The organism is Streptomyces sp. CC224B, assembly GCF_030010595.1.
In the GTDB taxonomy this organism is placed as follows: domain Bacteria; phylum Actinomycetota; class Actinomycetes; order Streptomycetales; family Streptomycetaceae; genus Streptomyces; species Streptomyces longispororuber.
The window spans coordinates 41,905-65,598 of record NZ_JASCXL010000024.1 but is presented as its reverse complement, the minus strand read 5'-3'; the positions used below and the strand labels follow the sequence as shown (position 1 = coordinate 65,598).

At 69.2% G+C, this 23,694-nt stretch carries 19 protein-coding genes and 6 pseudogenes; 8 read left to right on the top strand and 17 right to left on the bottom strand.

The genetic code is table 11. From position 1 onward, the window contains the following. Positions 1 to 53 precede the first annotated feature (53 nt). The gene (locus tag QK440_RS12390; protein WP_282793108.1) at positions 54 to 818 is read left to right on the top strand and encodes an alpha/beta hydrolase; all 765 of its coding nucleotides are present in this window, start codon (positions 54 to 56) and stop codon (positions 816 to 818) included. Positions 819 to 894: 76 nt separating this feature from the next. Here the strand turns inward: QK440_RS12390 and QK440_RS12385 are convergent, their stop codons facing one another. Both QK440_RS12385 and QK440_RS12380 read right to left on the bottom strand, forming a co-directional pair. Beyond that, entirely contained in the window at positions 895 to 1,299 is a 405-nt protein-coding gene (locus QK440_RS12385; protein ID WP_282793107.1) for a hypothetical protein, read from the bottom strand. After that, a pseudogene (locus tag QK440_RS12380) lies at positions 1,296 to 2,142 on the bottom strand (IS5 family transposase). The gene QK440_RS12385 and the pseudogene QK440_RS12380 overlap by 4 nt, the downstream one beginning before the upstream one ends. Before the next feature lie 846 nt (positions 2,143 to 2,988). Here QK440_RS12380 and QK440_RS12375 point away from each other — a divergent pair. The 4 genes and pseudogenes from QK440_RS12375 to QK440_RS12360 form a co-directional block, all read left to right on the top strand. Continuing rightward, the gene (locus QK440_RS12375; RefSeq protein WP_282793106.1) at positions 2,989 to 3,393 is read left to right on the top strand and encodes a hypothetical protein; all 405 of its coding nucleotides are present in this window, start codon (positions 2,989 to 2,991) and stop codon (positions 3,391 to 3,393) included. A 460-nt stretch (positions 3,394 to 3,853) separates the two neighbouring features. Then, positions 3,854 to 4,312: a DUF6087 family protein gene (locus QK440_RS12370; protein WP_349239289.1), complete on the top strand. Its 459-nt coding sequence runs from the start codon at positions 3,854 to 3,856 to the stop codon at positions 4,310 to 4,312. A 241-nt stretch (positions 4,313 to 4,553) separates the two neighbouring features. Beyond that, on the top strand, positions 4,554 to 5,459 hold the full coding sequence (locus QK440_RS12365; protein ID WP_282793104.1) for a trypsin-like serine protease: 906 nt from the start codon (positions 4,554 to 4,556) through the stop codon (positions 5,457 to 5,459). A 146-nt stretch (positions 5,460 to 5,605) separates the two neighbouring features. Then, positions 5,606 to 6,634 (top strand): annotated as a pseudogene (locus tag QK440_RS12360) (IS701 family transposase); the annotation flags it as partial. A gap of 153 nt (positions 6,635 to 6,787) precedes the next feature. Here the strand turns inward: QK440_RS12360 and QK440_RS12355 are convergent. The 14 genes and pseudogenes from QK440_RS12355 to QK440_RS12290 form a co-directional block, all read right to left on the bottom strand. Beyond that, a pseudogene (locus QK440_RS12355) lies at positions 6,788 to 7,293 on the bottom strand (GNAT family N-acetyltransferase). A gap of 347 nt (positions 7,294 to 7,640) precedes the next feature. Next, the gene (locus tag QK440_RS12350; protein ID WP_282793141.1) at positions 7,641 to 8,756 is read right to left on the bottom strand and encodes a serine hydrolase domain-containing protein; all 1,116 of its coding nucleotides are present in this window, start codon (positions 8,754 to 8,756) and stop codon (positions 7,641 to 7,643) included. 966 nt (positions 8,757 to 9,722) lie between these two features. Further along, positions 9,723 to 10,220 carry a hypothetical protein gene (locus tag QK440_RS12345; protein ID WP_282793103.1) on the bottom strand — a complete coding sequence of 166 codons (498 nt, stop codon included), beginning with the start codon at positions 10,218 to 10,220 and terminating at the stop codon, positions 9,723 to 9,725. A gap of 212 nt (positions 10,221 to 10,432) precedes the next feature. Then, on the bottom strand, positions 10,433 to 11,284 hold the full coding sequence (locus QK440_RS12340) for a chromosome condensation regulator (protein ID WP_282793102.1): 852 nt from the start codon (positions 11,282 to 11,284) through the stop codon (positions 10,433 to 10,435). Positions 11,285 to 11,338: 54 nt separating this feature from the next. Continuing rightward, positions 11,339 to 12,148, bottom strand: a pseudogene (locus QK440_RS12335) (IS5 family transposase). Then, positions 12,126 to 13,385, bottom strand: coding sequence for an MFS transporter (locus tag QK440_RS12330; RefSeq protein WP_282793101.1), 1,260 nt, complete (start codon positions 13,383 to 13,385; stop codon positions 12,126 to 12,128). The pseudogene QK440_RS12335 and the gene QK440_RS12330 overlap by 23 nt, the downstream one beginning before the upstream one ends. Before the next feature lie 42 nt (positions 13,386 to 13,427). Beyond that, positions 13,428 to 14,768, bottom strand: coding sequence for a hypothetical protein (locus QK440_RS12325; RefSeq protein WP_282793100.1), 1,341 nt, complete (start codon positions 14,766 to 14,768; stop codon positions 13,428 to 13,430). 894 nt (positions 14,769 to 15,662) lie between these two features. Then, entirely contained in the window at positions 15,663 to 16,013 is a 351-nt protein-coding gene (locus tag QK440_RS12320) for a hypothetical protein (protein WP_282793099.1), read from the bottom strand. Positions 16,014 to 16,015: 2 nt separating this feature from the next. Further along, the gene (locus QK440_RS12315) at positions 16,016 to 16,315 is read right to left on the bottom strand and encodes a hypothetical protein (RefSeq protein WP_349239288.1); all 300 of its coding nucleotides are present in this window, start codon (positions 16,313 to 16,315) and stop codon (positions 16,016 to 16,018) included. A 154-nt stretch (positions 16,316 to 16,469) separates the two neighbouring features. Beyond that, positions 16,470 to 17,639, bottom strand: coding sequence for a hypothetical protein (locus QK440_RS12310; RefSeq protein WP_282793098.1), 1,170 nt, complete (start codon positions 17,637 to 17,639; stop codon positions 16,470 to 16,472). A 72-nt stretch (positions 17,640 to 17,711) separates the two neighbouring features. Beyond that, on the bottom strand, positions 17,712 to 17,957 hold the full coding sequence (locus QK440_RS12305) for a hypothetical protein (RefSeq protein WP_282793097.1): 246 nt from the start codon (positions 17,955 to 17,957) through the stop codon (positions 17,712 to 17,714). Positions 17,958 to 17,974: 17 nt separating this feature from the next. After that, complete coding sequence (locus tag QK440_RS12300) at positions 17,975 to 18,190, bottom strand: hypothetical protein (protein WP_282793096.1); 216 nt, start codon at positions 18,188 to 18,190, stop codon at positions 17,975 to 17,977. 475 nt (positions 18,191 to 18,665) lie between these two features. Further along, entirely contained in the window at positions 18,666 to 19,895 is a 1,230-nt protein-coding gene (locus QK440_RS12295) for an MFS transporter (RefSeq protein WP_282793095.1), read from the bottom strand. Beyond that, positions 19,892 to 21,291: pseudogene (locus tag QK440_RS12290) on the bottom strand (NAD(P)-binding domain-containing protein). The gene QK440_RS12295 and the pseudogene QK440_RS12290 overlap by 4 nt, the downstream one beginning before the upstream one ends. Before the next feature lie 105 nt (positions 21,292 to 21,396). Between QK440_RS12290 and QK440_RS12285 the strand changes: the two are divergent. From QK440_RS12285 to QK440_RS12275, 3 genes and pseudogenes are all read left to right on the top strand, one after another. After that, a complete protein-coding gene (locus tag QK440_RS12285; RefSeq protein ID WP_282793094.1) occupies positions 21,397 to 22,470 on the top strand; it encodes an NAD(P)/FAD-dependent oxidoreductase in 1,074 nt (357 codons plus the stop codon). Between the two features lie 84 nt (positions 22,471 to 22,554). Beyond that, positions 22,555 to 22,914 (top strand): metalloregulator ArsR/SmtB family transcription factor, encoded by a 360-nt coding sequence (locus tag QK440_RS12280; protein ID WP_282793093.1) that lies wholly within the window; start codon positions 22,555 to 22,557, stop codon positions 22,912 to 22,914. Between the two features lie 86 nt (positions 22,915 to 23,000). Then, positions 23,001 to 23,198: pseudogene (locus tag QK440_RS12275) on the top strand (N-acetyltransferase); the annotation flags it as partial. A gap of 60 nt (positions 23,199 to 23,258) precedes the next feature. On the opposite strand, the gene QK440_RS12270 reads toward QK440_RS12275, so the two are convergent. Next, positions 23,259 to 23,669, bottom strand: a complete 411-nt coding sequence (locus QK440_RS12270) for a MerR family transcriptional regulator (RefSeq protein ID WP_282793092.1) — start codon at positions 23,667 to 23,669, stop codon at positions 23,259 to 23,261. Between the last annotated feature and the right edge of the window lie 25 nt (positions 23,670 to 23,694).

Sequence of the window (23,694 nt, the reverse complement as noted above, 5' to 3'; positions counted from 1 at the left end):
GTCGGCTGCTGGTCAGCCATCGGGTGTCAGTGTTGCCGCATAGCATCCACGTCATGCGTGAGTTCTTCGTGGTCGGCGGACGGAAACTGTCGTATCTGGACTTCGGTGGTCCGGGTACTCCGCTTTTGGCCCTGCACGGGCACTACAACGAGGCGTCGGCGTTCGCGCCTTTGGCTGAGGCGTTGGCGCCGCGGTGGAGGGTGATCGCGCTCGATCAACGCGGGCACGGGGAGTCCGATCGTGCTCAGTGTTACGAGCGGGACGACTACGTCGCTGATGTCGCTGCCTTCCATCGGCATCTGGGCATCGGGCCGGTGGCGGTGCTGGGCCACTCGCTGGGCGGAGTGAACGCATACCAGTACGCTGCCCGGCAGCCGGATCGGGTCCGTGCGCTGATCGTCGAGGACATCGGCGCGGTGGTGGACAGCGACTGGTCATTCACCTTGCGCCTGCCCCGCCATGCGCCGTTGCGCCAGGATCTGGTGGCCGCGCTGGGCTCGACGGCTCCCTATCTGGAGTGTTCCTTCCGTCGGTCGGAGGGCGGCTGGGGATTCTCGTTCGACATCGAGCACACGGTGGCGTCCCAGAAGGCGCTCAATGGTGACCACTGGCACGACTGGACGGCGGTGGCCTGCTCCACTCTGCTGATCCGTGGAACACGCAGCGATGAGCTGGCGGCCGCCCATGCCAGCGAAATGATCAGCCGTCGCGCCGGCAAGGCCCGTCTCGCCGAGCTGCCTGCCGGTCATGTCGTGCACCACGATGCTCCGGCCCAGTTCGCCGCCGCTGTCGAGGATTTCCTGTCCGATCCGGGCTGATCCCCAGAAGAGCTACACCCATGTCCGTTTCCCGGTGAGGATGGGGCAGGGCTGCTGGTCGCAGGGTTTCGGTCGGCTACTGCTTCCTGGTGAAGCTGCCGGTGTCGACCTCGGCCAGGATGTCGAGCTTGACCAGGCGTTTCAGCTTGGTGCGGGTGCCTTCGATGTTCTTCGGCAGCAGTTCGTGGTCGAGGGCTTTGCAGACGTCACGGGCCCTCAGCGGGCCGGCGGCCTCGTTGAATACGGCGAGGATGCGGGGGTAGTCCGGGTGCTCGGGCAGGCCCGGCGAGGCCGTCTGGGCGGGGACCCGGTCGGCGAGGGCGGTGACGGTCTTCCGGGTGATCGTCAGGTGCTCGAGATGGGTCTCGGCCTCCCACAGCCGAGCCCGGAGTTCACCGATCTGGGTGTGGAGGTCGTCGGCCATGGCCCGGGCGGCGTCCTCTTGGAGGCCGAGCGCATCGAGCATGGGCTGGATGTTCATCCGGCCACCGCCTGCGGGTCGCGCCCGGTGGGAGTGTTCGCGCCGGTGAGCCGGCGGGCCATGACGTGGGTCATCGCCCAGTAGACGCGGGAGGCGGACGAGGACGGGCGGTGCTCGTAGTCACGGACCAGGCGCCGGTGCAGTATCAGGATCCCGAAGGTCTGCTCGACCACCCACCTCTTCGGCTGCGGGACGAACCCCGACTCCTGCGGGTTGCGTTCGACGGTCTCGACGTCGATGCCGAGGCGGGTGCCGTGGGCGGCGACCTGGTTCTTGAAGCCCTGGTCGACCAGTGCCTTGCGGACGGTTCCGCCGCCGTTCTGGGTGACCTGCTCGAGCAGGCCAATGCCCGCGGCGTTGTCGTGGGCGCTCGCGGCGAGGATCGTGACGGCGATGACCAGACCGAGCACGTCCACGGCCAGGCCCCGCTTACCGCCCGGCACCCGTTTCCCGGCGTCCCGGCCGGTCGTGGAGGCAGGGACCCCGGCCGCCGCGTGGACACTCTGCGTGTCCAGCACCACCAGGGTCGGGTCCTCTAATCGGCGAGCCCGCTCACGGACCTGGCAGCGCAGGAGCTCATGGATGACCTGGTCGGTCCCGTCGTCCCGCCAGGCGGCGAAGTAGTAGTACGTCGCGTTCTTGGGCGGCAGGTCGTGCGGGAGGTAGCCCACTGGCAGCCGGTCCGGCTCTGGTAGAGGATCGCGTTCACGATCTCCCGCATCGCGTAGGCGCCTTCGTGGCCGCTGACTGATCGGTGCCGGTCTTCCACGCCGTGATCACCGGCTCGATCAACGACCACTGCCCGCCCGATAAGTCGCTCGGGTACGGCTTGGGTTCACTCACCCCGCCACCCCAACAGACCACCGGCCCCGGGCCAGCGGATTCCGCCTGCACTCACACCATCAGGCGACGACAGAATTACTCAAAGACCCACGAACCGCCCTCTTAGAAGTCCCATGCTGACGGCTGGGTGGTCGGGATCGAGCGCACTCAGTTGGCTGACCAGTAGGTGAGGGTTGGTCGAGGTGGGCCATCGCTGGTGGCGGTATGCCGTCCAGGGGTTTGGCACCGAGATGCTGATCGAGCTGGGCCAGGTTGTGCACGTCGCGTTCGAAGATGGCCGTCCCGGAGCCGAGCCAGCACATGAGGATCATGAGTGTGCGGATGTTCTTGCGGTATCTGGGATGCTGCGCCGGCCGGAGCCGGGTGAACTCCTCAACCAGACTGCACGGGTAGCGCCTCGTACGCGCGGGATGAGAACGAGGGGGTGCTCCTGGTGAGGCGCCCCACAGGACACAAGGTCGCAGATTAAGGACTCTGGTCAATTTCTGCGAGTTGCTGCAGACATCTCGCGCCTTCGAGTGCCCCTCAAGACGACCCCAGTTCACCTGCCGAGAAGGAACTTCGCCTGCCACCCCGCAATGGAAGGAACCCACGCGTACTCCACTAGCGGCCTGAGCCTGGTGCCAGTACTGCTCCCAGGCGTCGAGGGCCTGGAGGATGGCGGACTGCATGTGGAGGTTCGGTCACCGGACGGCAGGCTCTGCGTCAGCGGGTAGTGCGACCGGTCAGCATGCGTGTCGAGCGGTTAATTTCGCGCTGACCTGGTGGTACGCAGATGATGCTCGCAGACAACGTTCGCCGGGCCCGTCAGGCGGTGGACGTCGCATATGTCGCTAGATTGACCATATGCACATAAGAAAGATCGTCATCGTTGCCAGTCTCGCCCTCGGGCTTACTGCCACCCTTTCCGCTTGCGGAAGCAGTGGGAGTGATGGTAAGACGAGCACGTCGACCGACCCGGCGCAGTCGTTCGTGGCCCAGGCAGTGAAGGCCAACGGTGGCTGGATCAACGAGGACGAAGTCCGGGGCCTGTCCGCAAAGAAGATGTGCTCCGAACCGAAGGACGAAGCTGCCGCAGTGGCGGAGGTCAGCGCTGATCTGATCACCATCGGCAACCTTGCGGCCGACAAGGGGCTGTCCGATGCCAGGGCTGACAAGGCCGCGGAGGACGCCTACCGCGCCCTCTTCAAGAAGCGCTGCCCGAGCAAGCTGCCGATCCTGGACAAGGCGCTCAAGGAGTTCGAGGGGTAGCAGAGATACGAGAAGCAGCGGGCCTGATCACAGGCCCCCTGCTTCCGTGAAGCGGTGCTCAGCGGCGTACAGCCGGGAGCTATGACAGCGGTCAGCCAGTGCGACCGAAGAGGTTGCCGTGCCCGCTGGTACCGCTCGTGCCGGCAGGCAACCCCGGCGACTGCCGGGGTACGACAGCGAAGCCACCTCCAGCCATGGCACTCGAAGTCGTACAGCAGGCGGCTCGATTCCGAGGTCGTGGGTCGCACTCGGGTGCGCTCCGGGGCGCCGGGCGTCTGGGCGGCGGGTCGACGGGGCGATTCGCGGTTGGGCGTGATGCTGTGACCGAACGCGGCGGTCGAGGCGATGATGACGGTTCCCGCGCTGACGAGGACGGCGCTGACGAGGAGGGCGGCGGTGCGGCGGGAGAGTGCTGGAGCCTTCATGGCGTTCCTTCCGAACGGGATGGGGACGCCGCACCATGGCCGCGAAGAGAAGCTTGTGTCGCCGCGAGGGTGTCGGGCAAAGGTGGCGGACGCGGGCCCAACTGCGCCACCATGCTGCGATGCACGAGGAGCCGTTGGAGGACTGGGCGCGCAGACGCGAGGAGCGCCAGACCGCCTCGAAGGGGAAGCTGCGAACAGTGCCGCTCACCCAGGGTCCGCACCGCGGGGCGCATGTCGACGCCCACGCCCCGCGAGTGGTCCAGCAGTGGACGGGCACGCAGTGGGAGACGGCCGGCATCGTCGACGACTTGGCGGCCGCGAAGGCTTTGCTCTACCCGTCACAACCGGGCGAGCCGAAGCCTGCCCATTGGGGGGTGGAGGGGATACGCCCGAAACCACCGAAGACCTTGTCACCGTCATCCCCACCACCGCGAGACGTTCTGTGCTTCGGCGACTATGACACCGGCACTTTCCACATCTCACCCGGAACCTAAGACGCGACGCCGGGCCTGGTCTCAGGGGCCACATGACACCTCCATGTCACCCCTCCCTCCAACGGAAAGCGGCACCATGAAACGCATACCTCAGCTTTGTCCCGGTAACAGCCCGTCCTCCACCAGGCCGTATGCCGTGCTGCGCCGGGTCGGGGCAGTACTGGCTCTGGCATCGGTCCTGGTGGCATCTGGCCCCCCACTCGCTCAAGCCGATGCCGCGTCAGACGGAGCAGCACCGAGGGTGTTGGTGAAGCCGGGCGCAGTGACGGTTCAGGAGCAGCGGGCTGTCGAGAGCTACTGGACACCGCAACGCATGGGTGCAGCCGGCCGCGGGGAAGTGCCGCCCCCGATCACGGAGATGCCGCCGCCCGGTGTTCTCTTCCCGAACACGGGACATGCCTGGGCCCGGAATGGGGCGGTGAACCGCACGGTGGGCCGTCTCTTCTTCACCGCACCCGATACCGCCCCTGGTGCAGGTGACGGGAGCTGCACCGCAACGGTGGTCGACAGTCCGTCGGGCTCGACCGTAGTGACAGCCGCACACTGTCTGAGCAGCTTCCTTGAGGAGGACAAGCCCAATGTGTGGCACACGAATGTGTACTTCGTGCCCGGCTACCTCGACGGGACGAAACCGGTAGGCGGATTCACCGTCCGCGCCAGTGTGACCACGGACGGGTACTTCACCCAGCATCGTTCTACTGAGGACTTTGCCATGCTCGTCATGAACAAGGCTCCCACCGGGCGCCCTATCGCCAAGGTGACCGGTAGCCAGCGCATCGCGTTTAACACCAAGAGGGAAACCGGCCAGCCCGCCTATGCTTTCGGTTACAGCGCGGCAATGTGGAATGGCAAGCCCTGGGATATGGGACAGCTTCTGGGATACAGCAGTGGCAAAGCGCAGTCGTTCAACGACCAGGACTTCAAGGGTCAGTGGGGCGTTCGCAGTGACCAGAGCGGCGGCTCCAGCGGTGGCCCCCATCTGGCTGGCTTCAACCCTGCCACCGCAACGGGCACCGTCGTCGGCGTCACCTCCCAGGGGGGCTACCTGCCTGACGACCTCGATTACAAGAACCGCTACTCGGTCGCCGCCAACCTCGACACTACCGCCCAAACCCTCTACAACCGCGCACAACAAATTCACCCCTGAGGTCTTACTGTGCGTTTCGCCCTGGGGGTGTGTTTGATCCCGGGGAAGGTGTCGCGCCAGTTGAGGGTGGCATCGCCGGTGAGACGGCGGGCCATGAGGTCAATCAACGCGAGGTGGATCACGCTTCGAAACGGTGCGGGGGTGGGTTGCTGTGCCGTGCGTCTTGGGACGCCGATGCGGTGCGTGACGATGTACGCGAGTACGTCGTGGAGCATCTCCACGACGAGGAGGCGATCCTGGTCGTGGACGAGACCGGCGACGTGAAGAAAGGCACCCGCACCGTAGGGGACCAGCGCCAGTACACCGGAACCGCCGACCGGATCGAGAACTCCCAGGTCGCCGTCTATCTCGTCTACGCCGGGGCACGGGGACACGCGGTGTAGGTCCCACGCCCATGGACCTCGGACCCGGACCGCTGCCGGGCGACCGGGCTGGCGGAGGACACCGTCTTCGCGACCAAGCCGGAGCTGGCCCGCACGATGATCGAACGGTTCCTGGACGCGGGGCACCATATCGACTGGGTGACGGGCGATGAAGTATACGGCGGCAACCTGAAACTGCGGGCGGCCCTAGAAAAACGCGGTCTGGGCTATGTCCTAGCGGTTTCCTGCTCGGCCGAAGTGGGTTACCGGTGCGGGAAGGTTCCGCGCTGACGGGCTGGTCGGCAAGCTCCCGAAGCGGGCCCGGCAGAAGCTGCCCGCCGGCCCCGGCGCGAAGGGTCACCGTTACTACGACTGGGCCGTCATCGACCTCACCGGCCCAACGCCGGGCCACCGTCAGCTGCTAATCCGGCGCAACCGCACCACCGGCGAACTCGCCTGCTACCGCTGCATTCCACCAGGCCGGCTCCGTTGCGCACCCTGGTCAGGACGGCGGGATCCAGGTGGCGGATGGAGGAAACCTTCCAGGCCGGGAAGGGGCTGGCCGGACTCGATGAGCATCAGGTCCGCCGCTACCCGTCCTGGAGCCGCTGGGTCATCCTCGCCATGCTTGCTCACGCATTCCTCGCCGTCGTCCGCGCAGACGAGCATGCACGGCGCACTGGTTCGGACGACCTGGCCCCGCTGACCTGCAACGAGATCCAGCACCTGTTCCTCACCATCGTCGTCCGGCCACTGAACGACCTCGCTCACCGGATTGCCTGGTCCGACTGGCGACGCCGCCATCAGGCATGATCACGGGCCAGCCATTACCGTCGCCAAGCCGCAGCCCAGACATGAAGATCACGACCTACACCTGGATCACTAATCGAACTTGGCATGCCTGGCACTCCGCCGGGAGCGCACTCGATCATGTGGAGCATGAAACCCCGGGAGCGCGCTCCCGCGTCACGGCAACGAGCGTGTGAGCCAGACCACTTCACCGTTGTCTTCCGTGGAAATGTGATCCCGCTCGAACCCAAGCTTCTCAAGGACACGAAGCGACGGTGTGTTCCACGCACCGACGGTCGACCAGAGCCGTTTCCGCCCGGTCGCGATAGCGGCATCGAGCACCGCGCTGGCCGCCTCAGTGGCGTAGCCACGCCCGTGCGCGCGCGCTGGAACAGCTCATACGCGATTTCGGGCTCCTCTACGGTGGAGCGGCCGATGATCAGCCCGCAGTAGCCGATGAAGTCGCCTTCGTCGCGGCGCTGGATGGGCAACAGGGCGATCCCCGTAGTCGCCGTCGTAGTAAGCACCTCGGCGATGGACGTCCGGATGTGCTCAACCGTGGGGGTCCCCTTGCCACGTTCGGAGAGGAGGGCGCAGAACTCAGCGGCGTCCGACTCGGCCCACGGCCGCAGTATCAGCCGCTCGGTCTCAAGGTGGAACGGCATCGTGTCGTACGTAGTCATGCCCCCACCCTGCCCCACGGATCATCACGAACTACAGCTGGAGTACTAACCTGCCCGTACCTATCTTTCGGCAACAGGCTTTAGGCTCCACATCGCCCAGGCTTCCTCTGACCTGTGAACACGCTGGCCAGAGGGAGTCTTTCGCAGCGGATGGTGGGCGCAGTGTGGGCGCATGGGGGTCGATTACGGTCTCTTCACGGCCTGCGTCGATACCAAGGGGCGAAGGGGCAGTGCCCCTTCTTTCGTCGTCCGCTGGTGTGCCAGTGGTACCCGGAACGGTGAGCGGAGGTCAGAGGTGTTCGATGACCTCACATCCGCCGAGGAGCTCGTTCTCGGGTACGCCGCACTCAGCGGCACAGGGCCTTGTCCACTACGCTCGCTACACGCTCCATGGCCGCTGGGCCGCTGGTCGGGTCGACGGTCATCGTGACTTCGGCGGCGCGGCCGTCGTCGGTGGCTCCGCCCCAGGTCCCATAGCCTGGGATGCCTCCGTTGTGACCCCAGTAGACCCCGCCGCATGACAGTGTCCAGCTGATGAGTCCCAACCCGGAGCGGACGTTGTTGGTGGTATCGATGGGGACGGTGGTGCGCATCTGGTCGAGCTGTGCCTTCGGTAGGAGGCGGCCGTTCAGGAGCGCGGAGAAGAAGCGGTTGAGGTCGGAGGTGGTGGAGACCATCGCGCCTGCCGCCCAGGCCGCGGAGGGGTCGATCTCCGTAACGTCGCGCAGAGGGGCGCCTGGGCCGTCCTTGCGGTAGCCCTTGGCGTGACGCTCCCGGATGGTCGTCTCACCGGGGGCGGGGAAGTAGGTGTGGCGCAGCCCGATGCGCCGGATGACGCGCTTGTCGATCTCTTCGGCGAGGGGGCGGCCGGTGACCCTCTGCACGATCAGGCCGGCTACCAGGTAGTTCGTGTTGCTGTACGCCCACTTCGTCCCGGGGGCGAAGTCGGCTTCATGCCGCAGTGCGACATCCAGGGCGTCGCGGGGTTCGAGGTAGCGGCGCTCAAGGATGTCGTCGGTGACATCATCCTCGTAGTCGGGAAGCCCGCTGGTGTGCTGCAGGAGCTGACGCACGGTGATGCGGCGCCCGTCTATCCCCTCGCCCCGCACGAGACCGGGCAGGTACGTCTCGACCGGGCCATCGAGGCGGATCTTTCCTTCGCCGACCAGTTGCAGCATGACCACGGCGGTGAAGGGCTTGGTGTTGCTGCCGATCCGCACCTGGCCGTCCCGGGGCACCTTCGCGCCGGTGGCCCGGTCCCCGACCCCTGCGGTGTAGGTGCGGGCGCGGCCACCCCGGTTCGTCACGCTCGCCAGCGCGCCCGGCACGCCATCGGAACGTACCAGGACGTTCAGGCCCTGCTGTACGGCATCAGGCCCGGGGGCGGAGGACGCGGACGCGGCGGGCGGAGCTACCACACTCAGCACCATCGTGCAGATGACCGCCGCAGCCGCGCCCGCCATGACTGCGTGTCGACCGCTGCCCCGCATCCCGGTCGATCGAAAACTCTGTTCTGTCTGCTCTCCCATGAGTCAACTCCTGTGGAAACAGTAAAGACTTCCAGCAGCGCTTGCTCCTGGAAGCTGGGGGATGCTGATGGATGCCGGTGTGCACCATCAGAGCCCAGCGAACCCAGCGGCATCTGCTGGGTTCCAGCATTTCTGGAGAGGGCCGTGCGGGACGAGCCTGCTGAACACCCTCCTCCAGGTGGGGCCAGCCCCCCCCTCCCGCCCTGGGGCAGCCGTTCCATGGCGAGGCCCTGTCCGGCGTCCTTTTCACGTTCACCGCGCAAGTGGAGGGACTGGTCGCGCAGACTGGACGGCGCACGGTCAACGGCGTGCTCATTGCGGGAAGCTTGCGCGGCTGCCGCTACCCTGCGGCCACCGTCTCGCTGTCGCCCGAACGCTGCGCCTCTGACGGTGCCAAGTCGAGACCGGGTGTGCTGCCCTTCGACAGGGCCTGGCGATACGACTTGTCGACACGGTCTGCCGTAACTGACCTGCCTTGATTGGCAATTGTCGCCGCTTTCACGAAGCGCGTCACCAGTTCTTCGAAGCCCCCCTTGCGGGCGCTGCCCAAGCCATATGGTCCGACATCGCCCGGCAGTTCACAGGTCGGTGTGTGATGCAGGCATGGAGGAGCCACACTTGCTCCCGCAACTCAACCCGCGGCCAGATCGTGCGTCGAATGGACAGTGTCACCGTAGAGGCAGTCAAGGTGCGCCAGGTCCCGTTGGGCTGCCAGCCGGACATCGCGTCCGGCATGCAGGGGACCGTCCGCGAGGTGGAAAGTTCTGGCGTGCAGCCTTGACGGCCGGTGGACCTCGACCGTACGAGGCATCCGGGCCGCTTCGTATCTGCGCAGCGCGCCCGGCACGTGCGCATTCGCATGGGGATACCTCCTGTAAGGCGTCCCCGTGCCCCGCCCATCTAGCGGAAGGGGTTCTCCGTGCCGCGGTCGGCCTCGGTGGCGGCGTCGAGAAGCTCGGGAAGATCAGTGCCTGCGGCATCCCGCTGGTCGATCCACCACCCGGCGCGGGTGATCGTGCGGATCTTCTCTTCGAGCGCGGCCCAGTCCGCCTCGTCCCAGGTGCCTTCGGTGACCAGCGCGGTGTAGGCGGCGGTGACCAGCTGATGACGGGAGCGCTCGCCCCAGTCCAGGGCCTTGGCGGGGCCTTCGAGTGGCGGCATCTCGAACTGGGCGGCCCAGTCGGCGGCGGCCTGCTGCTCGGCGGCGCGCTTGGCGGCGAGCCACTCCTCCTTGCTGGCGCTGTCGTTGTCGCGGGCGGCCTTCCAGCAGTCGGTGCAGTCCTTGGAGGCGAGCCAGCGGGCGAAGGAGGCGCGCTTGTCGGCGGGCCGGTCGGACATGTTGTGCGTCGCGGTGTGTCCACAGGTGTGGACAACTTGGAAGGAGGTACGGACAGCCATGGGTGAGTTTCCTTGTGAGTAGCGGGGTGTTCAGCGGTCGGCTTTTGCCGGTGTGCGGCGATGCCGTCCCCGGCGGCGGGCGGTGGCGCCAGGGATGGCGAGGTGCCGGTGGGCGGCGAGCAGGACGGTGAGGGTAAGGACTGGAATCAGAATGAGGTCTCTGGGGATCGAGAATGACGGCGTGTCAGTTCGCCTTGGCGCAGCCCGGAGGCCTATGGAAGCTGGATTCCGGACCAAGCATCGACTTCGCACTGTCTGTCATCATTGTTCCCTGCGGCCACGACTGTGCCGTTGGCACGCAAGCCGAGGGTGTGCGTTGAACCGGCCGCCACGGCGACGATGTCGCGCCAATCGCCGACTTCGCACTGTCCGTAGCTGTTGTCACCCACTGCGAGGACCCGCCCGGACGCAGTGACCCCGACGGTGTGGTAGCTGCCCGCGTCGAGCGCCACGATGTCTTCCCATTCATCGACCTCGCACGCCCCGGCTACCCGGTCTCCGGTCGCTACTGCCCGCCCGTCGGATCTGAGGCCGACGGTATGGAGGTACCCGGCCGAGATGGCGGCCAGGTCACGCCATCCTTCAACGTCACACTGCCCTCGTCGGTTGTTCCCCGCGGCCAGTGCAGAACCATCTGACCGGACGCCGACCGAGTGCCAGTCACCACACGAGACGACGACCATGTCGCGCCAGGATTCCATGTCGCACTGTCCTTCTGAACTCCGGCCAACTGCTAGCACGCGGCCATTCGCGAGTAGCCCGAGCGTGCGGCGCCAGCCTGCGGCCACGGCCGTAACGCCTCGCCATCCGGCGACATCACATTGCCCATCGCCATTCCACCCCGTTGCCAGCACCGTGCCGTCCGACCGGAGTCCCACAGTATGAGACCTGCCCGTGTTCGTCGCGGTATGGACGTTGCCAGCTGCCACCGCGACGACGTCTTCCCATCGCTCGACACGACATTCAGCGGCTGCGGTATTGCCCACGGCGATAACGGTTCCATCGCAGCGCCGTCCGACCGAATGACGCCTTCCGGCCGCCAGCGCTGACGAGTTGGCGAGCATTCCGCCTCCTTGCGCTAGTTGCGACACGGGATTCCACCTTACTTCGGCCTGGAATCAGAGCGGGCTCCTCAGACGTCGCCAGCAGATGACGGCACAACCGAGTGTGATGAAGGCCTGGTGGATGTCGTCGCGGATCTCCCAGCGGATGCATAGGCGGTGGAACCAGTGCAGTAGTGCGATAGCGCCTTCCACGACCCAGCGGTGTGCGCCGAGTCCAGAGCCGTGTTCGGTGCCGCGCCGGGCGATGTGCGGGGTGATTTCGAACCGTCGGACCTGGTCGCGGTAGCTCTCGTGGTCGTAGCCGCGGTCGGCGTAGAGGTGCTTCGGGCGGCGCAGCGGTTGGCCGCGTTTGCCTCGGATCGGCGGGACCGCTCGGATCAGTGGGATCAAATGGGTCACGTCGTTGCGGTTGCCGCCGGTCAGCGTGGTGGCCAGCGGGATGCCGTGAGCATCGACGATCACGTGGTGCTTGCTGCCGGTCTTGCCCCGGTCCACCGGGAACGGGCCGGTGGCCGCACCACCTATCATCGCCCGCAGATGGCTTGAGTCGACTGACGCCCGGGAGAGATCCAGTATGCCGGCCGCCCGCAGTTCGGCCAGCAGCAGCTCGTGCAGGCGCTGCCAGTCCCCGGCCTCGTTTCACTCCCGCAGTCGCCTCCAGCAGGTCATCCCGGAGCTGGAGCCGAGTTCCTGCGGGAGGTAGCGCCAGGGAATGCCGGTGTAGAGCACGAACAGGATGCCGCACAGAACCCGCCGGTCATCGAGCCGACGACGCCCCGGGTACCGGAAGCGCCGCTCAATCACCGGCAACAGCGGCTCGATGCGCTCCCACAGCCCATCGTCAACCTCCCACGGCTTGCGCAGACCACGTGTCTCGGTCGCGACTCTCCCCTCCGGGCCGCTCAACGCTAACTGACGCCACGTCATTCCTGTGCTCCAGAGACCTCATTCTGATTCCAGTCCTAAGCGCGGCGCCGACCGCGGGAAGGGCCGCTCCGATCGGTGGGTGCTCGGCGAGTGCGCCGGACAGGGCGGTCCCGGCGGCCTGGCCGGCGCCCACCGCGGCGATCAGCCAGGCGTACGCCTCGGTGGTGGTGCTGGCCGGGGCGAGGGCGTCCACGGTCAGGAACGCGGAGGTGATCAGGGCGGTGAGCAGCAGACCGGGCACTGCCGTCAGCGCGACCGCGGGGACGGGGCCCCTGGCCGCCATCAGCGGAAGCCATCCGGCCGCGAACAGCGACGCGGCGCCCAGAAGTTGTCTGGTGAGGGTGCCCGGCCATGTGCGCTTGCCGTAGAGGAAGCCGCCGAGGAGGCTGCCGGTGGACAGCGCGGCGGGGATGAGCCCGGACAGCAGGTCCATCCCGAGATCCTCGGCAAGGGCGACCGCCCACACGTTCATCGCTCCCAGCGCGAAGCCGATTCCGCTGACCGCCACGAACAACCAGCCCAGTCCCGCGTGCGCGAGGGGCCCGAGCCCCCCGGTGTGCTGGGTTGCGGGAGCCAGGCGCCAGCGGCGCGACGGCTCGGCACTCAGCACCACGGCGGCGCCGAGCAGCCCGAGCACGGCGCTCACCACCATCGCGGTGCGCGGCCCGGTCGTCGTGGACAGCACGGCGACCAGCGGGGGGCCGGTGACGTAAATCAGCCCTTGGGCACCGGTGTCAAGCGCGAGCGCGGCCCGGCGCCGCGCCTCGTCGGGCAGGACCACGGGCCACAGGGCCCGCAGTCCTGCTTCCAGCGGCGGGGTGCTCAGTCCGGCGAGCGCGACGAGGACGGCGGCCAGGCCCGGCCGGGCGGCGACCTCGGTCACGGCCAGGGCCAGTAGGCAGACCGTGCTGAGCAGCACTGCCGCCGCGGTGACCAGGCTCTGGCCGCGCCGGTCGACCAGCCGGCCCAGGACCGGCTGCCCGATGGCGGAGGTCAGTCCGTACAGCGCGCACAGCAGTCCGCCCGTCTTCAGCGATCCGCCCTGGTCGGCGACGAGGAGAAGGATCGCGACGGGCGCCATGCCGTTGGGCAGGCGTCCGATCAGTGTGCCGAACAGCAGGCGGGCGACGTGGCGGTGCGCGAGCAGCGGGCCAGAGCCGGTGGTGGAGGTCAACGCGTGCTTTCTGGGGGCGAGGCACCCCGGCGCGGGGGTGCGCTAGCGGCGGGCAGTGCCGGGGGCGTGGGGCGCGGGTGGAGGGGGCGACGGCGCCGGGGGAGGGCTGGCGATGTGGAACACGGGGCGGGGCGTGCGGTGCGGTGGCAGGACGCCGGTCCCGAGGCCCTCCATGGTGGACTCGATCTCTTCCCTGAGCGCGCCCAGTTGCCGCGCGAGGACGGACAGACGGGCTGCGGAGTGCTGGCCCTGCTTCGTCTCCAGCGCGTCGGCGAACGCTGCTGCCCGGTCGAGGAGTTCGACCAGGCGGGGCAGCGGGCCGCGGGAGAAGGCGGAGTCGTCCACGGCGTCGAGCAGCGCCATGTAGACGTCCCCGGTGTGCCGCGCCTCGTCGACCTGCCGGACCAGGTTCACGACCGGAGCCTCCGCTGCGAGAGCCTGGGGCGCGAAGGGAGAGACATCCGGGCGCAGGACCCCGGCGGGCACCGCGGGCGGGGCCGCGTCGACAGCTTCCCGCACGGTGTCGTAGTGGCCGAGCACCCGCATCCGTTCGCTGCCGAGTTCGCCCTCCAGCGCCACCACCGTCTGGGTGTCGTGCTCGACGAGGTGCGCCACGGTGATCAGCTCGTTGTCGCCGTTGTACCAGACGTCGTCGGCGTCCAGGTCGCCGCGCTGCCACGCTGCCCGTGCCCGCTCCGTCCAGAGCTGCTGTTCCTCGGCGGTGAGCGGCGGGCCGGTGGGACGGTGCTGTTCGGCGAGGCCGCTGATGATGAAGGAGCGCTCGGCCCAGGCCAGAACGTAGGGCCACACCTGGAGGTGGCGGACGCGGGCGGCTTCAGGCTCGTCCTGGCCAGCGGGCGCGGACCGGATGCGATGGATGTGACCGACAGCGTGGGCCAGGTCCTCGATCAGCTCACGCCAGGCGGCATGGTGCCGGGCCGGCGGCATGGCGTCCACAGCGCTGCGCGCGGCGGCCAGCAGCGTGTCCGCGTGCGGCAGGACGTAGCGCTCGAACGCCTCGACGCCTTCCTGGCGCCTGCCGTGCGCAATGACTGCCGTGGTGCGCGAGTCGGCGGTGTCGGCCGCGTGAGACCAGGCGCGCTCATAGCGCCTGTGGGTCAGGGCGAACTGCGTCTGGAAGGTGTCCAGGTCGTCGAGGGCGGTGCCGAGGTCGTTGGCGAAGGTGTCGGTGATGAGGTGCTCCGGGACAGAGGTGTGGTAGCTGGGTGCGGGGTTCAGCGGCGCGGGCTGGGGGCGTTCGCGGCTACTGCCGGTGGGGGCAGCGCGGCGGTGGCCAGCGCCTTGCGCTGTGCTGGCGTGACGGAGGCAGGGGGTGTGGCGGCGCGGGCCATCTCGATCAACTTCTCGCCGTCGGTGAGCCACACCGCCCCCGCATCGGCGAGGGCCTCGGGAGCGGGATCGTCCAGTGCGTCGAGGTTCAGCCCGGCCTCCATGCGGTCGAGGAAGACGGCCTGGTCCGCCGAGAGCAGCGTGGTGCCGCGCAGGGTGGCGAGGAACGCGATGGCGTGGCTGCGAAACCGGTACAGCGCCGCCTGTAGATCCACGGCGTCGTACGTCCCGGGTTCGTGCTCTTCGCGCGCCCAGCGCAGGTCCTGCTCCGCTTCGTCCAGACGCGAGAGATGGACGGCCCGCTCGTAGTCAGGCAGCAGGCGCGTCTGGATGAACCGGGTGGCGAGCCGTGCGTCCGACGCGACGATGCCGCGCGGGGCCGCGGCGGTCACGTGGACGTCATCAGGGCTCGGGGTCAGAGCGCCGACCATGTACGAGCCGTCCGAGGGGCGCTCGATCAGCAGCAGCTCGGTGCCGCCGCCGTCACGGAGGATCGCCGCGAAGCCCACCGGGGTCTTCTCCAGGACATCGGAGATACCGCCCGTTTCCCACAAGAAGTCCCGTAGATAGTCCGGGTCTTGTTCCTGCGGCAGGGGCTCGACATCTGCCATCCAGCGGCCGGGCAGCGCCGCCACGATCACCTCGGCGATGTCGCCGAGGTAGGGGTGGGGGTGGGTGGTGACACTCACCTGGCAGTCGCGCGCGGCCTGGTGGAGATGGGTGAGCGCCTGACGCGCTCGGGCCTGGTCATCCAGGGCCAGGGTGCGGATCTGGTCGTGGTGGGTGACGAAGCCGGCCAGGTCCAGCGCGGTCTCGGCCCACTGGCGGCCGGTCCCGCTCGGCAGTGCGACGATCTTGTCGTTGGCGGAGAGGTACAGCGTGATCTTGGCGGATGGGGTCGGCATGATCCTGTAGAGGTCGGGATGGTCAGCGTCGGCGCCGCTGAGCGGAGTGGGGAGCGGGCTGCGACGTCATCGCGGCTCCGGTGCGCGGTGGCCACCAGTTCACCGGCGCGCGGTGTCCGGCGGCGGGGAGCAGGTTCGGGTCGAGGTCGACCTGGTAGCCCGCGGCGCTGAGCATCTGGGCGGCGTGGGTGGCCCTTTGGTTCTCGCGCTCCTGGCCGGTGTCGAAGTGCAGCCGGATCCACATGCCACCGAGGGTCGGGCGGAAGATGAAGCCCGCGCGGCCCAGGATCTGTGCCGCGAACTCGTCGACCGGGCCTTCGACTTCGACCTCGCCGCCGCGTTTGCGGGCGATGCGGATGGGCTCGGTGCGCATGCTCACCGTCCCCGTGCGGGCCCGGGGCCCTGGGCGCGTGGGGTGAGGGGCACGGTGGCCGGTTGTGCCGGGGCGGTGGACAGCGCGGGGGCGCGCTGCGGCGAGATGGCCGCGGCGGCCTGGGCGAGGCGCTGGCGGCGCTCCATCAGCCCGTTGCGGACCTGGAGCCGGGCGGGCCCGGGAGTGAGCGCGGGGTCGAGCGAGTAGTCAGCCTGCACGGTGAATCCGTGGCGGCGCAGGTCCTGTACGGCCTGGCGGGTGCGGCGCTGGCCGTCCTGTTCCGGCTGGGTGAGGCGGTACACCCCCGGCAGTTCGGGGACGGGCTCGAACTGCTCGCGGGTGAGAAACCACTCGGCCAGATGCGGGCTGACGGCCGTGGGGGCGGCGACGAAGCCGTGCTCGGGGTGGACGGCGAAGTGGAAGTGATCGGACAGAGAGCGGATCCTTTCTGCGGAGTCAGCGGTGTGCCCCCGAAGAACGGGGCACGGCGGGGGAGGCCGGGCGGGTGGTGAGAAGGCGCGGGCTCGGGGCCGACAGCGCCAACGGTCCGCCGGGGACGGCGGCACGGGCCTGGCGCTGGAACGCCGCGCTGTCGGCGAGCCAGGTCTCGATCGCGGGCAGGGCGGCGAGACCGAAGCGGCTGCGCGCCTGTTTCCACCCGCCGACGGAGAAGAGGGCGCCGCGCAGTTCCTGGTCCTCGTTCCGCGTTTCCTGGCTGTCGGCGAGCGCCTGACGCAGGCGGTCCAGTGCGGCGGCGTCCTGGGGCCAGGGGGTCGCGGCGGGGTGACAGCGGCTGAGCAGAACGGGAGCGTGCTCGAGGACGTCGCGGAAGGAGAGCCAGGCGTAGTCGGCGAACGTGCGCTCCATCTCGGGAACCATCCGGGAGTCGGCGAGCGGGATGCCGTCGCTGTAGCGGCCGGACGCCTTGATGGCCTGCAGGGTCTCGTACTCAGCCCGGATGCGCTCCAGCGCGCGCAGGACGGTGTCGAGCCGACGCTGGTGCAGGGCCCGGCTGTAGGAGGGCAGGAACGAGGTAGCGGCGAGACGAGCCGCGAGGTCCGGTTCGCCCGGCAGCACGATGCTGCGCGGCGCATGCGGCTCCTCCCAGTTGTCGTCGTACGCCTCGGGCGCGAGGGCGCCCAGGAGGTAGCCGCTGCTGTGCCCGGGGCGTTCGATCAGCAGTAGTTCGGTGCCCGCCGAGTTCCTGAGGAAGACCACGCCGGGAACGGGATCGTGGAGCAGAGCCTGGAGGAGGTCTCCGTTGTCCCACAGCGGTCCAAGGAGGTCCTCTTGCACCGCGGGGTGGTAGTGGAGCTCCATTCTCGCGCTCCAGGTGCCGGGCAACCCGGCGGCGAGGTCCTCGCCGAAGTCCGCGAGGCAGGGCCGGGTGCTGGTGATGATGGTCGCGCCGTGCTCATGGGCGCGGTGCACCAGGGCACGGCCCATCTGGCGGGTGGCTGGTCCGTCGGCCAGCGGTGCGACGAAGGCACCGTCGGGGTTCCGCTGGAATCCGGCTTCCTCCAGCGCACGGGCAGCTTGGCGGTGCTGTTCGCCGTGGGGGATGGCGACGAGCCCGTGGGCACGGCTGGTGCTGAGGATGATCTGAGCGAGGGGCGTGGGCGGCATGTGGTCCTGGTGGTCAGCGCGCAGTCCGCGACACGGGGACCGCGAGGGGAGAACGTTGAGCGGTCGGAGGCCTCACCGGGGCCATGGACAACCCGAGCCGCTGGGCGCTGGTGCCGGTCTCGGTGGGGGCTGCGCGGCGGCGGCGATCAGCTGGGTCCGGGCGGCGCTGCACTTCTCGGCCGTGATGATCCGCAGCGTCTTGGGGCCGCCTCGCGGATGTGAGGTCTCCACCCCAGGGAAGGCCTGGCGGTAGAAGCCGGTGGACACACAGCCCAGGGCCTCGGCCAGGTGGCCCATGACGCTGGTGACGGCGGTCATCGCCTCGGCCCGGGGCGTCAGGATGTGGCGTTCGGGGAGGTGGACCGTCTCGGGGGGGCGAAGTGTTCCTGCGCGCGTTCGCCGGCGTAGGTGAGGTGGTGGGCGAGCAGGGCGAGGTCGTCGGTGAGCGCCGCCGGGTCCACCTCTGCGTGGGTAGTGGGCAGCTGGCCGGGGACGTCGCTGAGACGCCCGGCGAGGTAGTCCAAGTTCACCTGGGTGACGCCGGAGGCCATCAGGACGCCAGCTCCTGCCCCCGCGTTCGTGTAGGGAGTGCGACTTCATGAGCACTGGCTCCTGCGGAAACCCCGGTTTCCGCGCCTGATGAGCAGCGCGTGTGCCTGGTGATCATGAGCAGAATGGCCCGCCGGGATCTGAGTGGTAGTCACTGGCGGTAGTGGACCTCGGACGGGGCCGCAAGAAGGATGGCACTGTTCTCCGCATGAAGCTCGGGGATGGGATGAGCTTCAATGGTCCTTACGATCACCGGTTTCGCTAACCGGTGATCGTCGGCTATGTTGCGGCCGCTTGGCCGGGGTGCCTGGGCGAGAATTCCCGCCGGATCGCTTGGGGTTGGGGCTTGAAGGGGGGCGAATCGTCCAGGCGATGTGGGGGTGGTGGCCGTCCAGCCCACACCCGCCGTCCTTATCTGCGGCGGCAAGGCCACGTCGATCCGCTGAGCACCGAGCTCCGCTCTATTGACAGTGCCGGCTACCGACCGTATGCGTGGGCGTGTGCCGTACCCAGCGCGGTTAGGGCAGCGAGTCCGGAGACTAGCGCCAGCAGGCCGAAGAGGTGGGGATAGCCGCCGAGGCATCCGGCGAGGGCTGCTCCGGCGAACGGCGCGAAGGCTGCGGCGGTGGTTGCTGGTGCCGCCAGGAGTCCGGAGAGGCGACCGTAGTGGGTTGCGCCCCAGCGGTCGGTGATGGCGGTGGCCTGAAGGAGGGTGAGGTTGCCGCGGACCATGCCGGCCACAACCGCTACGGCGATGAGCAGGGCGTACGGGCCCGGGACGACGGTGAAGGCGCCGGTGGTCAGTCCGCCCAGCACGATGAGGCTCGTTGTGCGGGTTCTGGCAGTGGTGCGACGCGCGAGGGCGGCGTACAGGGTGCGGCCGAGTGTCTGTCCGGCGCCGCCGATGCCGAGGACCCAGGCAGCCTGGCTGGTGGTGTACCCGCGTTCCAGCAGGAGCGGGACGAGGGCGACGACGACGGCGTACATCGCGAAGCCGGACAGGGTGAAGGCCGCGGCGAGCAGGAGGAACGGCCGACTGCGCCCGACCTTGGCCGTGCCTGCGGTCGGGTGTGCGGGGCTTGTTGGGGTGTCGGGCCAGGGTGCGCGTAGTGCAAGGGCGTGAGCGGGGATGGTGACGAGGGCCAGAATGCCGGCGAGCACGAGGTAGGCGTGTCGCCAGGACATCTGGTCGGCGAGGGCCGCGGTCAGGGGTGCGAAGACGGTGGAGGCGAGCCCGCCGGCGAGGGTGACGATCGTCAGGGCTCGCACGTGGTCGGGGGCCCACCAGCGGGTGAGGGCGGCGAACGCGGGCTGGTAGAAGGTGGCCGCCATCGCGAGCCCGGCCAGTGCCCAACCGACGATGAAGACAAAGACGTTCGGGGCCGCAGCCACGATCACCAGGCTGACCACGCCGAGCACGGAGCCGACCGTCATGACGGCGCGTGGGCCGCGCTGGTCGAGGATGCGCCCGACGCGAATCCCGGCGAGGGCGGAGACGACGAGGCCAAGGGAGAACGCCGCCGTGGTCGCTCCGGCCGACCAGCCGGTCGCAGCGGTGATCTGCGGGTTGAGGACGGGAAAGGCGTAATAGAGGATGCCCCAGCTCACGATCTGGATGGCGCAGAGGGCGGGCAGGGCGGCGGGGGGCCGCGACCGGTCCCCTGTTCCGGTCGCGGCCCCGCGCGCGGTGGTGCCCAGCTCGGTCACGAGCCGCAGCAACCGCCTGCCGGAGCCTCTTCGGCAGCCGCGCCGACCGCCGCAGGGGCGCCGAGCTGGACGAGCTGCGGCGCAGGGGCGCAGCAACCCCCGTCGGCGTCAGCGGCGTCGGGGGTGTCGAACAGGCCGGCGCCACCGCAGACTCCGGTCTCGGGCAGGGTGAGTTCGACGCGGTCGGCGGAGTCGAGGTCACCGGCCATCGCGGCGGCGACGGAGCGGACCTGCTCGTAGCCGGTCATGGCGAGGAATGTCGGGGCGCGGCCGTAGGACTTCATCCCCACCAGGTAGATGCCCTGTTCTGAGTGGGAGAGCTCGCGGTAGCCGTGGGGGTAGACGGTGCCGCAGGAGTGCTGGTTGGGGTCGATCAGCGGAGCCAGCTCGACCGGCGCCTGAAGGCGCTCGTCCAGGTTCAGGCGCAGCTCGTCGAGGAAGGACAGGTCGGGGCGGAAACCGGTCAGGACGATGACCTCGTCGACCGCATCCAGGCGGCGCCCGTCCTCACCGACCAGGACCAGGCCGCCCTCGGCGTCGCGTTCGATCACCTCGGTGCGGAAGCCGGTGACTGCGTCCGCGTGGCCGTCGTCGACGGCGGCCTTCGCCGCCAGGCCCAGGGCGCCGCGCGCGGGGAGCTGGTCGGCTTCGCCGCCGCCGAAGGTGGAGCCGGAGATACCCCGGCGCAGAATCCACACCCCCTTTGTGCCCGCGCCGTCGTCCGACTTGGCGAGGTCGGCGAGGTAGGCGAGGGCGGTGAAGGCGGAGGCCCGGAGCCGATGACGGCGGTGCGCTTGCCCGCGTACCGGGCGCGCACGGCTGGGTCCTTGAGTTCGGGAACGCGGTAGGTGATCCGTTCCGCGGCTGCCTTCTCGCCGAGCGCAGGCAGGCCGCTGCCGCCGGCCGGGCTCGGAGTGGCCCAGGTGCCGGAGGCGTCGATGACCGCGCGGGCGAAGACGCGCTCCTCACGGCCGTCGGCCGTGGTGAAGTGCACGACGAAGGGCTGGGCTTCGCGGTCGGCGTCGACCACGCGGTCGCGACCGGCGCGGGAGACACCTGTGACGGTGGCGCCGAAGCGGACGCGCTCGCCCAGGACATCGGCCAGCGGCTGCAGATACTGCTCTGCCCAGTCACCGCCGGAGGGGTACGTGCTCGCATCGGGCCGTATCCAGCCGGTGGGCGCCAGCAGCTTCTCGGCAGCCGGGTCGGTCACCTCGCCCCAGGTGGAGAACAGCCGCACGTGCGACCACTCGCGCACCGCGGCGCCCGCAGACGCTCCAGCCTCCAGAACCAGCGGCGTGATGCCGCGTTCGGCGAGGTGTGCGGCGGCGGCCAGGCCGGTCGGGCCGGCCCCGACGACCACGACGGGCAGCTCGGTGGTGGTGGGCGCGTGCACGGCGACTCCTTTGTTTCGATGTCCGTCGATGGCTTGCGCTGCCAGGATGCCGCCTGCTTCGATGGGCGCCAACATAGACATTCGTCGAATTGAGGGGTCTGGTTCATGGAGTACGTCGATGTCGCAGTCATCGGGGGCGGGCAGTCCGGGCTGGCCGCCGCCCACGTCCTGCGCGAGCGGGGGCTGATGCCGGTGGTACTGGAAGCCTCCAGGCGGGCGGCCGGGTCATGGCCCGGCTACTACGACAGCCTCACGCTGTTCTCGCCCGTGGGGTTCAGCTCCCTGCCGGGCCTGGCGTTCGGCGGGGACGGGGACCGCTATCCGCACCGCGACGAGGTCGTGGACTACCTCACCCGCTACGCGGACCGGCTGGACGCGGAGATCCGCACCCGCGCCCGTGTCGAGAGCGTGGAGAGCGATGGCGCCGGCTTCGTCCTGCACACCGCCGACGGCCGCCGCCTGGGTGCGGCCGGGATCGTCGCCGCGAGCGGCGCCTTCGGCAACCCGCTGCGGCCCGACCTGCCAGGACAGGACGGCTTCACCGGCGAGGTGCTGCATGTCACCGACTATCGCAGCCCCGAGCCGTATGCGGGCAAGCGGGTCGTGGTGGTGGGCGGCGGCAACTCCGCCGTCCAGGTCGGCTACGAACTGGCCGAAGTGGCCACGGTGACCCTGGCCACCCGCGCCCCGGTCCGCTTCCTGCCGCAGATCCGCGACGGCAAGGACCTGACCCACTGGCTGACGGCCACCGGCTTCGACCACCTCCCGCCGCACTGGCTGATCCACTACGTCGGCGGAACCCTCGTCCTCGACACCGGCCGCTACCAGGACGCCCTGGAGGCGGGACGCCTTCAGCGGCGGCCGATGTTCACCGCCCTGGACGGCGATGAGGTCATATGGGACGACGGGAGCCGGGAGAAGGCCGACGTGGTACTGCTCGCCACCGGCTACCGGCCCCACCTCGACTACCTGGCCAAGCTCGGCGCACTCGACGAGCAGGGGGCGCCACTGCACGCGGGGGGCATCTCCCTCACCCACCCCGGCCTGGTCTACCTCGGCCTGGAGTTCCAGCGGTCCTTCGCCTCCAACACGCTGCGCGGCGTCGGCCGCGACGCCGCGTACGTAATCGACCCACTGGCCGCCCATGTCGGCAAGGCCCCGGCCGCCGCCGGCCTGTAACGGCCGAGGGCCGGCCCGCGAGGGGCGGCGATGCGATCGGCTCCGCCCCTCGCCCTCTGATTCGACATGTGTCAACATAGATGTATGCCGAATACCAAGGCGCTGCTGGAGCCGGAGGCCGTGGCCCCGTGCTGCCCGCCGCTGACCGAGCGGCCGTTCACCGCCGAGGAGGCCGAGACGGCCGCGCGGATGTTCAAGGCGCTTGGCGACCCGGTCCGGCTGCGGCTGTTCTCCGCCGTGGCCTCGCACGAGGGCGGTGAGGCGTGCGTGTGCGACATCTCCGACGTCGGCGTCTCCCAGCCGACCGTCTCCCACCACCTGAAGAAGCTCAAGGAGGCCGGGCTGCTCACCTCGCAGAGGCGCGGCACCTGGGTGTATTACCGGGTCGAGCCGTCGGTGCTCGCCGCGATGGGCAAGCTGCTGACCCTGCCGGCCGCGGCCTGACGGTCGAACGGAACAGACAGAACAGAGGGGTGAGCGGCGAGCGGGGCGCGGTGGTGGTACCGCTGGCGGTTGGGCATGCCGGGTAGGTGCTGGCGATCTACCAGGCGGGCATCGCCGAGGGCGCCACCTTCGAGACCAGCCCACCATTGGGGGAGGCGTTCGAGGCCGCGAAGCTGGCCGAGCACCGCTTCGCCGCCCTCGACGCGGACGGGTCGGTGCTGGGCTGGGTCACGGCGAGCAGGGTCTCGGACCGGTGCGCATACGCGGGGGTGGTTGAGCATTCCGGAGTTGCAGCCACAGGCCCTGATGCGCCGGGGGTGGAGCACGCCGGAGGCGGGAGCGGGTCAGGGGTGCACCGGCTCGTGTTCGGGCAGCCGTGCCCTCAGTGTGGCGGCGAAGTCCTCGGCGCGGGCGAGCTGGACGCGCAGCTTTTCCACCTGCTCCACGGCGCTCTGCTCGTACTCTCGCACGCGCTGAAGGAGCGCCGCGCGCTCATCCGGGCCGAGCTCGCCGCCGGCGTCGAGGCGGTCGGTGGCGTCCAGCAGGTCGCGCATCTGGTCAAGGGTGAAGCCGAGCGGCTTCATGCGGCGGATGACCATGAGGCGGGCGACATCGATCTCGGTGTAGAGGCGGAAGCCTCCCTGGGAGCGGGCGGAGGGGACGACCAGGCCGCTCTCCTCGTAGTGCCGGATGGTGCGCAGGGACAGCTCGGTGCGCGCGGCGACCTCGCCGATCTGCATGTGCTTGCCGTCCACGTCCCTGCTCCTGGCCTTTCCCTCA

What these genes read in the sequence shown, in the direction of transcription:
- QK440_RS12390 (WP_282793108.1), top strand. Translation starts at nt 54, where the DNA reads ATGCGTGAGTTCTTCGTGGTCGGCGGACGGAAACTGTCGTATCTGGAC.
- QK440_RS12385 (WP_282793107.1), bottom strand. Translation starts at nt 1,299, where the DNA reads ATGAACATCCAGCCCATGCTCGATGCGCTCGGCCTCCAAGAGGACGCC.
- QK440_RS12375 (WP_282793106.1), top strand. Translation starts at nt 2,989, where the DNA reads ATGCACATAAGAAAGATCGTCATCGTTGCCAGTCTCGCCCTCGGGCTT.
- QK440_RS12370 (WP_349239289.1), top strand. Translation starts at nt 3,854, where the DNA reads ATGGCCGCGAAGAGAAGCTTGTGTCGCCGCGAGGGTGTCGGGCAAAGG.
- QK440_RS12350 (WP_282793141.1), bottom strand. Translation starts at nt 8,756, where the DNA reads ATGGCGGGCGCGGCTGCGGCGGTCATCTGCACGATGGTGCTGAGTGTG.
- QK440_RS12345 (WP_282793103.1), bottom strand. Translation starts at nt 10,220, where the DNA reads ATGGCTGTCCGTACCTCCTTCCAAGTTGTCCACACCTGTGGACACACC.
- QK440_RS12340 (WP_282793102.1), bottom strand. Translation starts at nt 11,284, where the DNA reads ATGCTCGCCAACTCGTCAGCGCTGGCGGCCGGAAGGCGTCATTCGGTC.
- QK440_RS12320 (WP_282793099.1), bottom strand. Translation starts at nt 16,013, where the DNA reads ATGCGCACCGAGCCCATCCGCATCGCCCGCAAACGCGGCGGCGAGGTC.
- QK440_RS12310 (WP_282793098.1), bottom strand. Translation starts at nt 17,639, where the DNA reads ATGCCGCCCACGCCCCTCGCTCAGATCATCCTCAGCACCAGCCGTGCC.
- QK440_RS12305 (WP_282793097.1), bottom strand. Translation starts at nt 17,957, where the DNA reads ATGACCGCCGTCACCAGCGTCATGGGCCACCTGGCCGAGGCCCTGGGC.
- QK440_RS12300 (WP_282793096.1), bottom strand. Translation starts at nt 18,190, where the DNA reads ATGGCCTCCGGCGTCACCCAGGTGAACTTGGACTACCTCGCCGGGCGT.
- QK440_RS12285 (WP_282793094.1), top strand. Translation starts at nt 21,397, where the DNA reads ATGGAGTACGTCGATGTCGCAGTCATCGGGGGCGGGCAGTCCGGGCTG.
- QK440_RS12280 (WP_282793093.1), top strand. Translation starts at nt 22,555, where the DNA reads ATGCCGAATACCAAGGCGCTGCTGGAGCCGGAGGCCGTGGCCCCGTGC.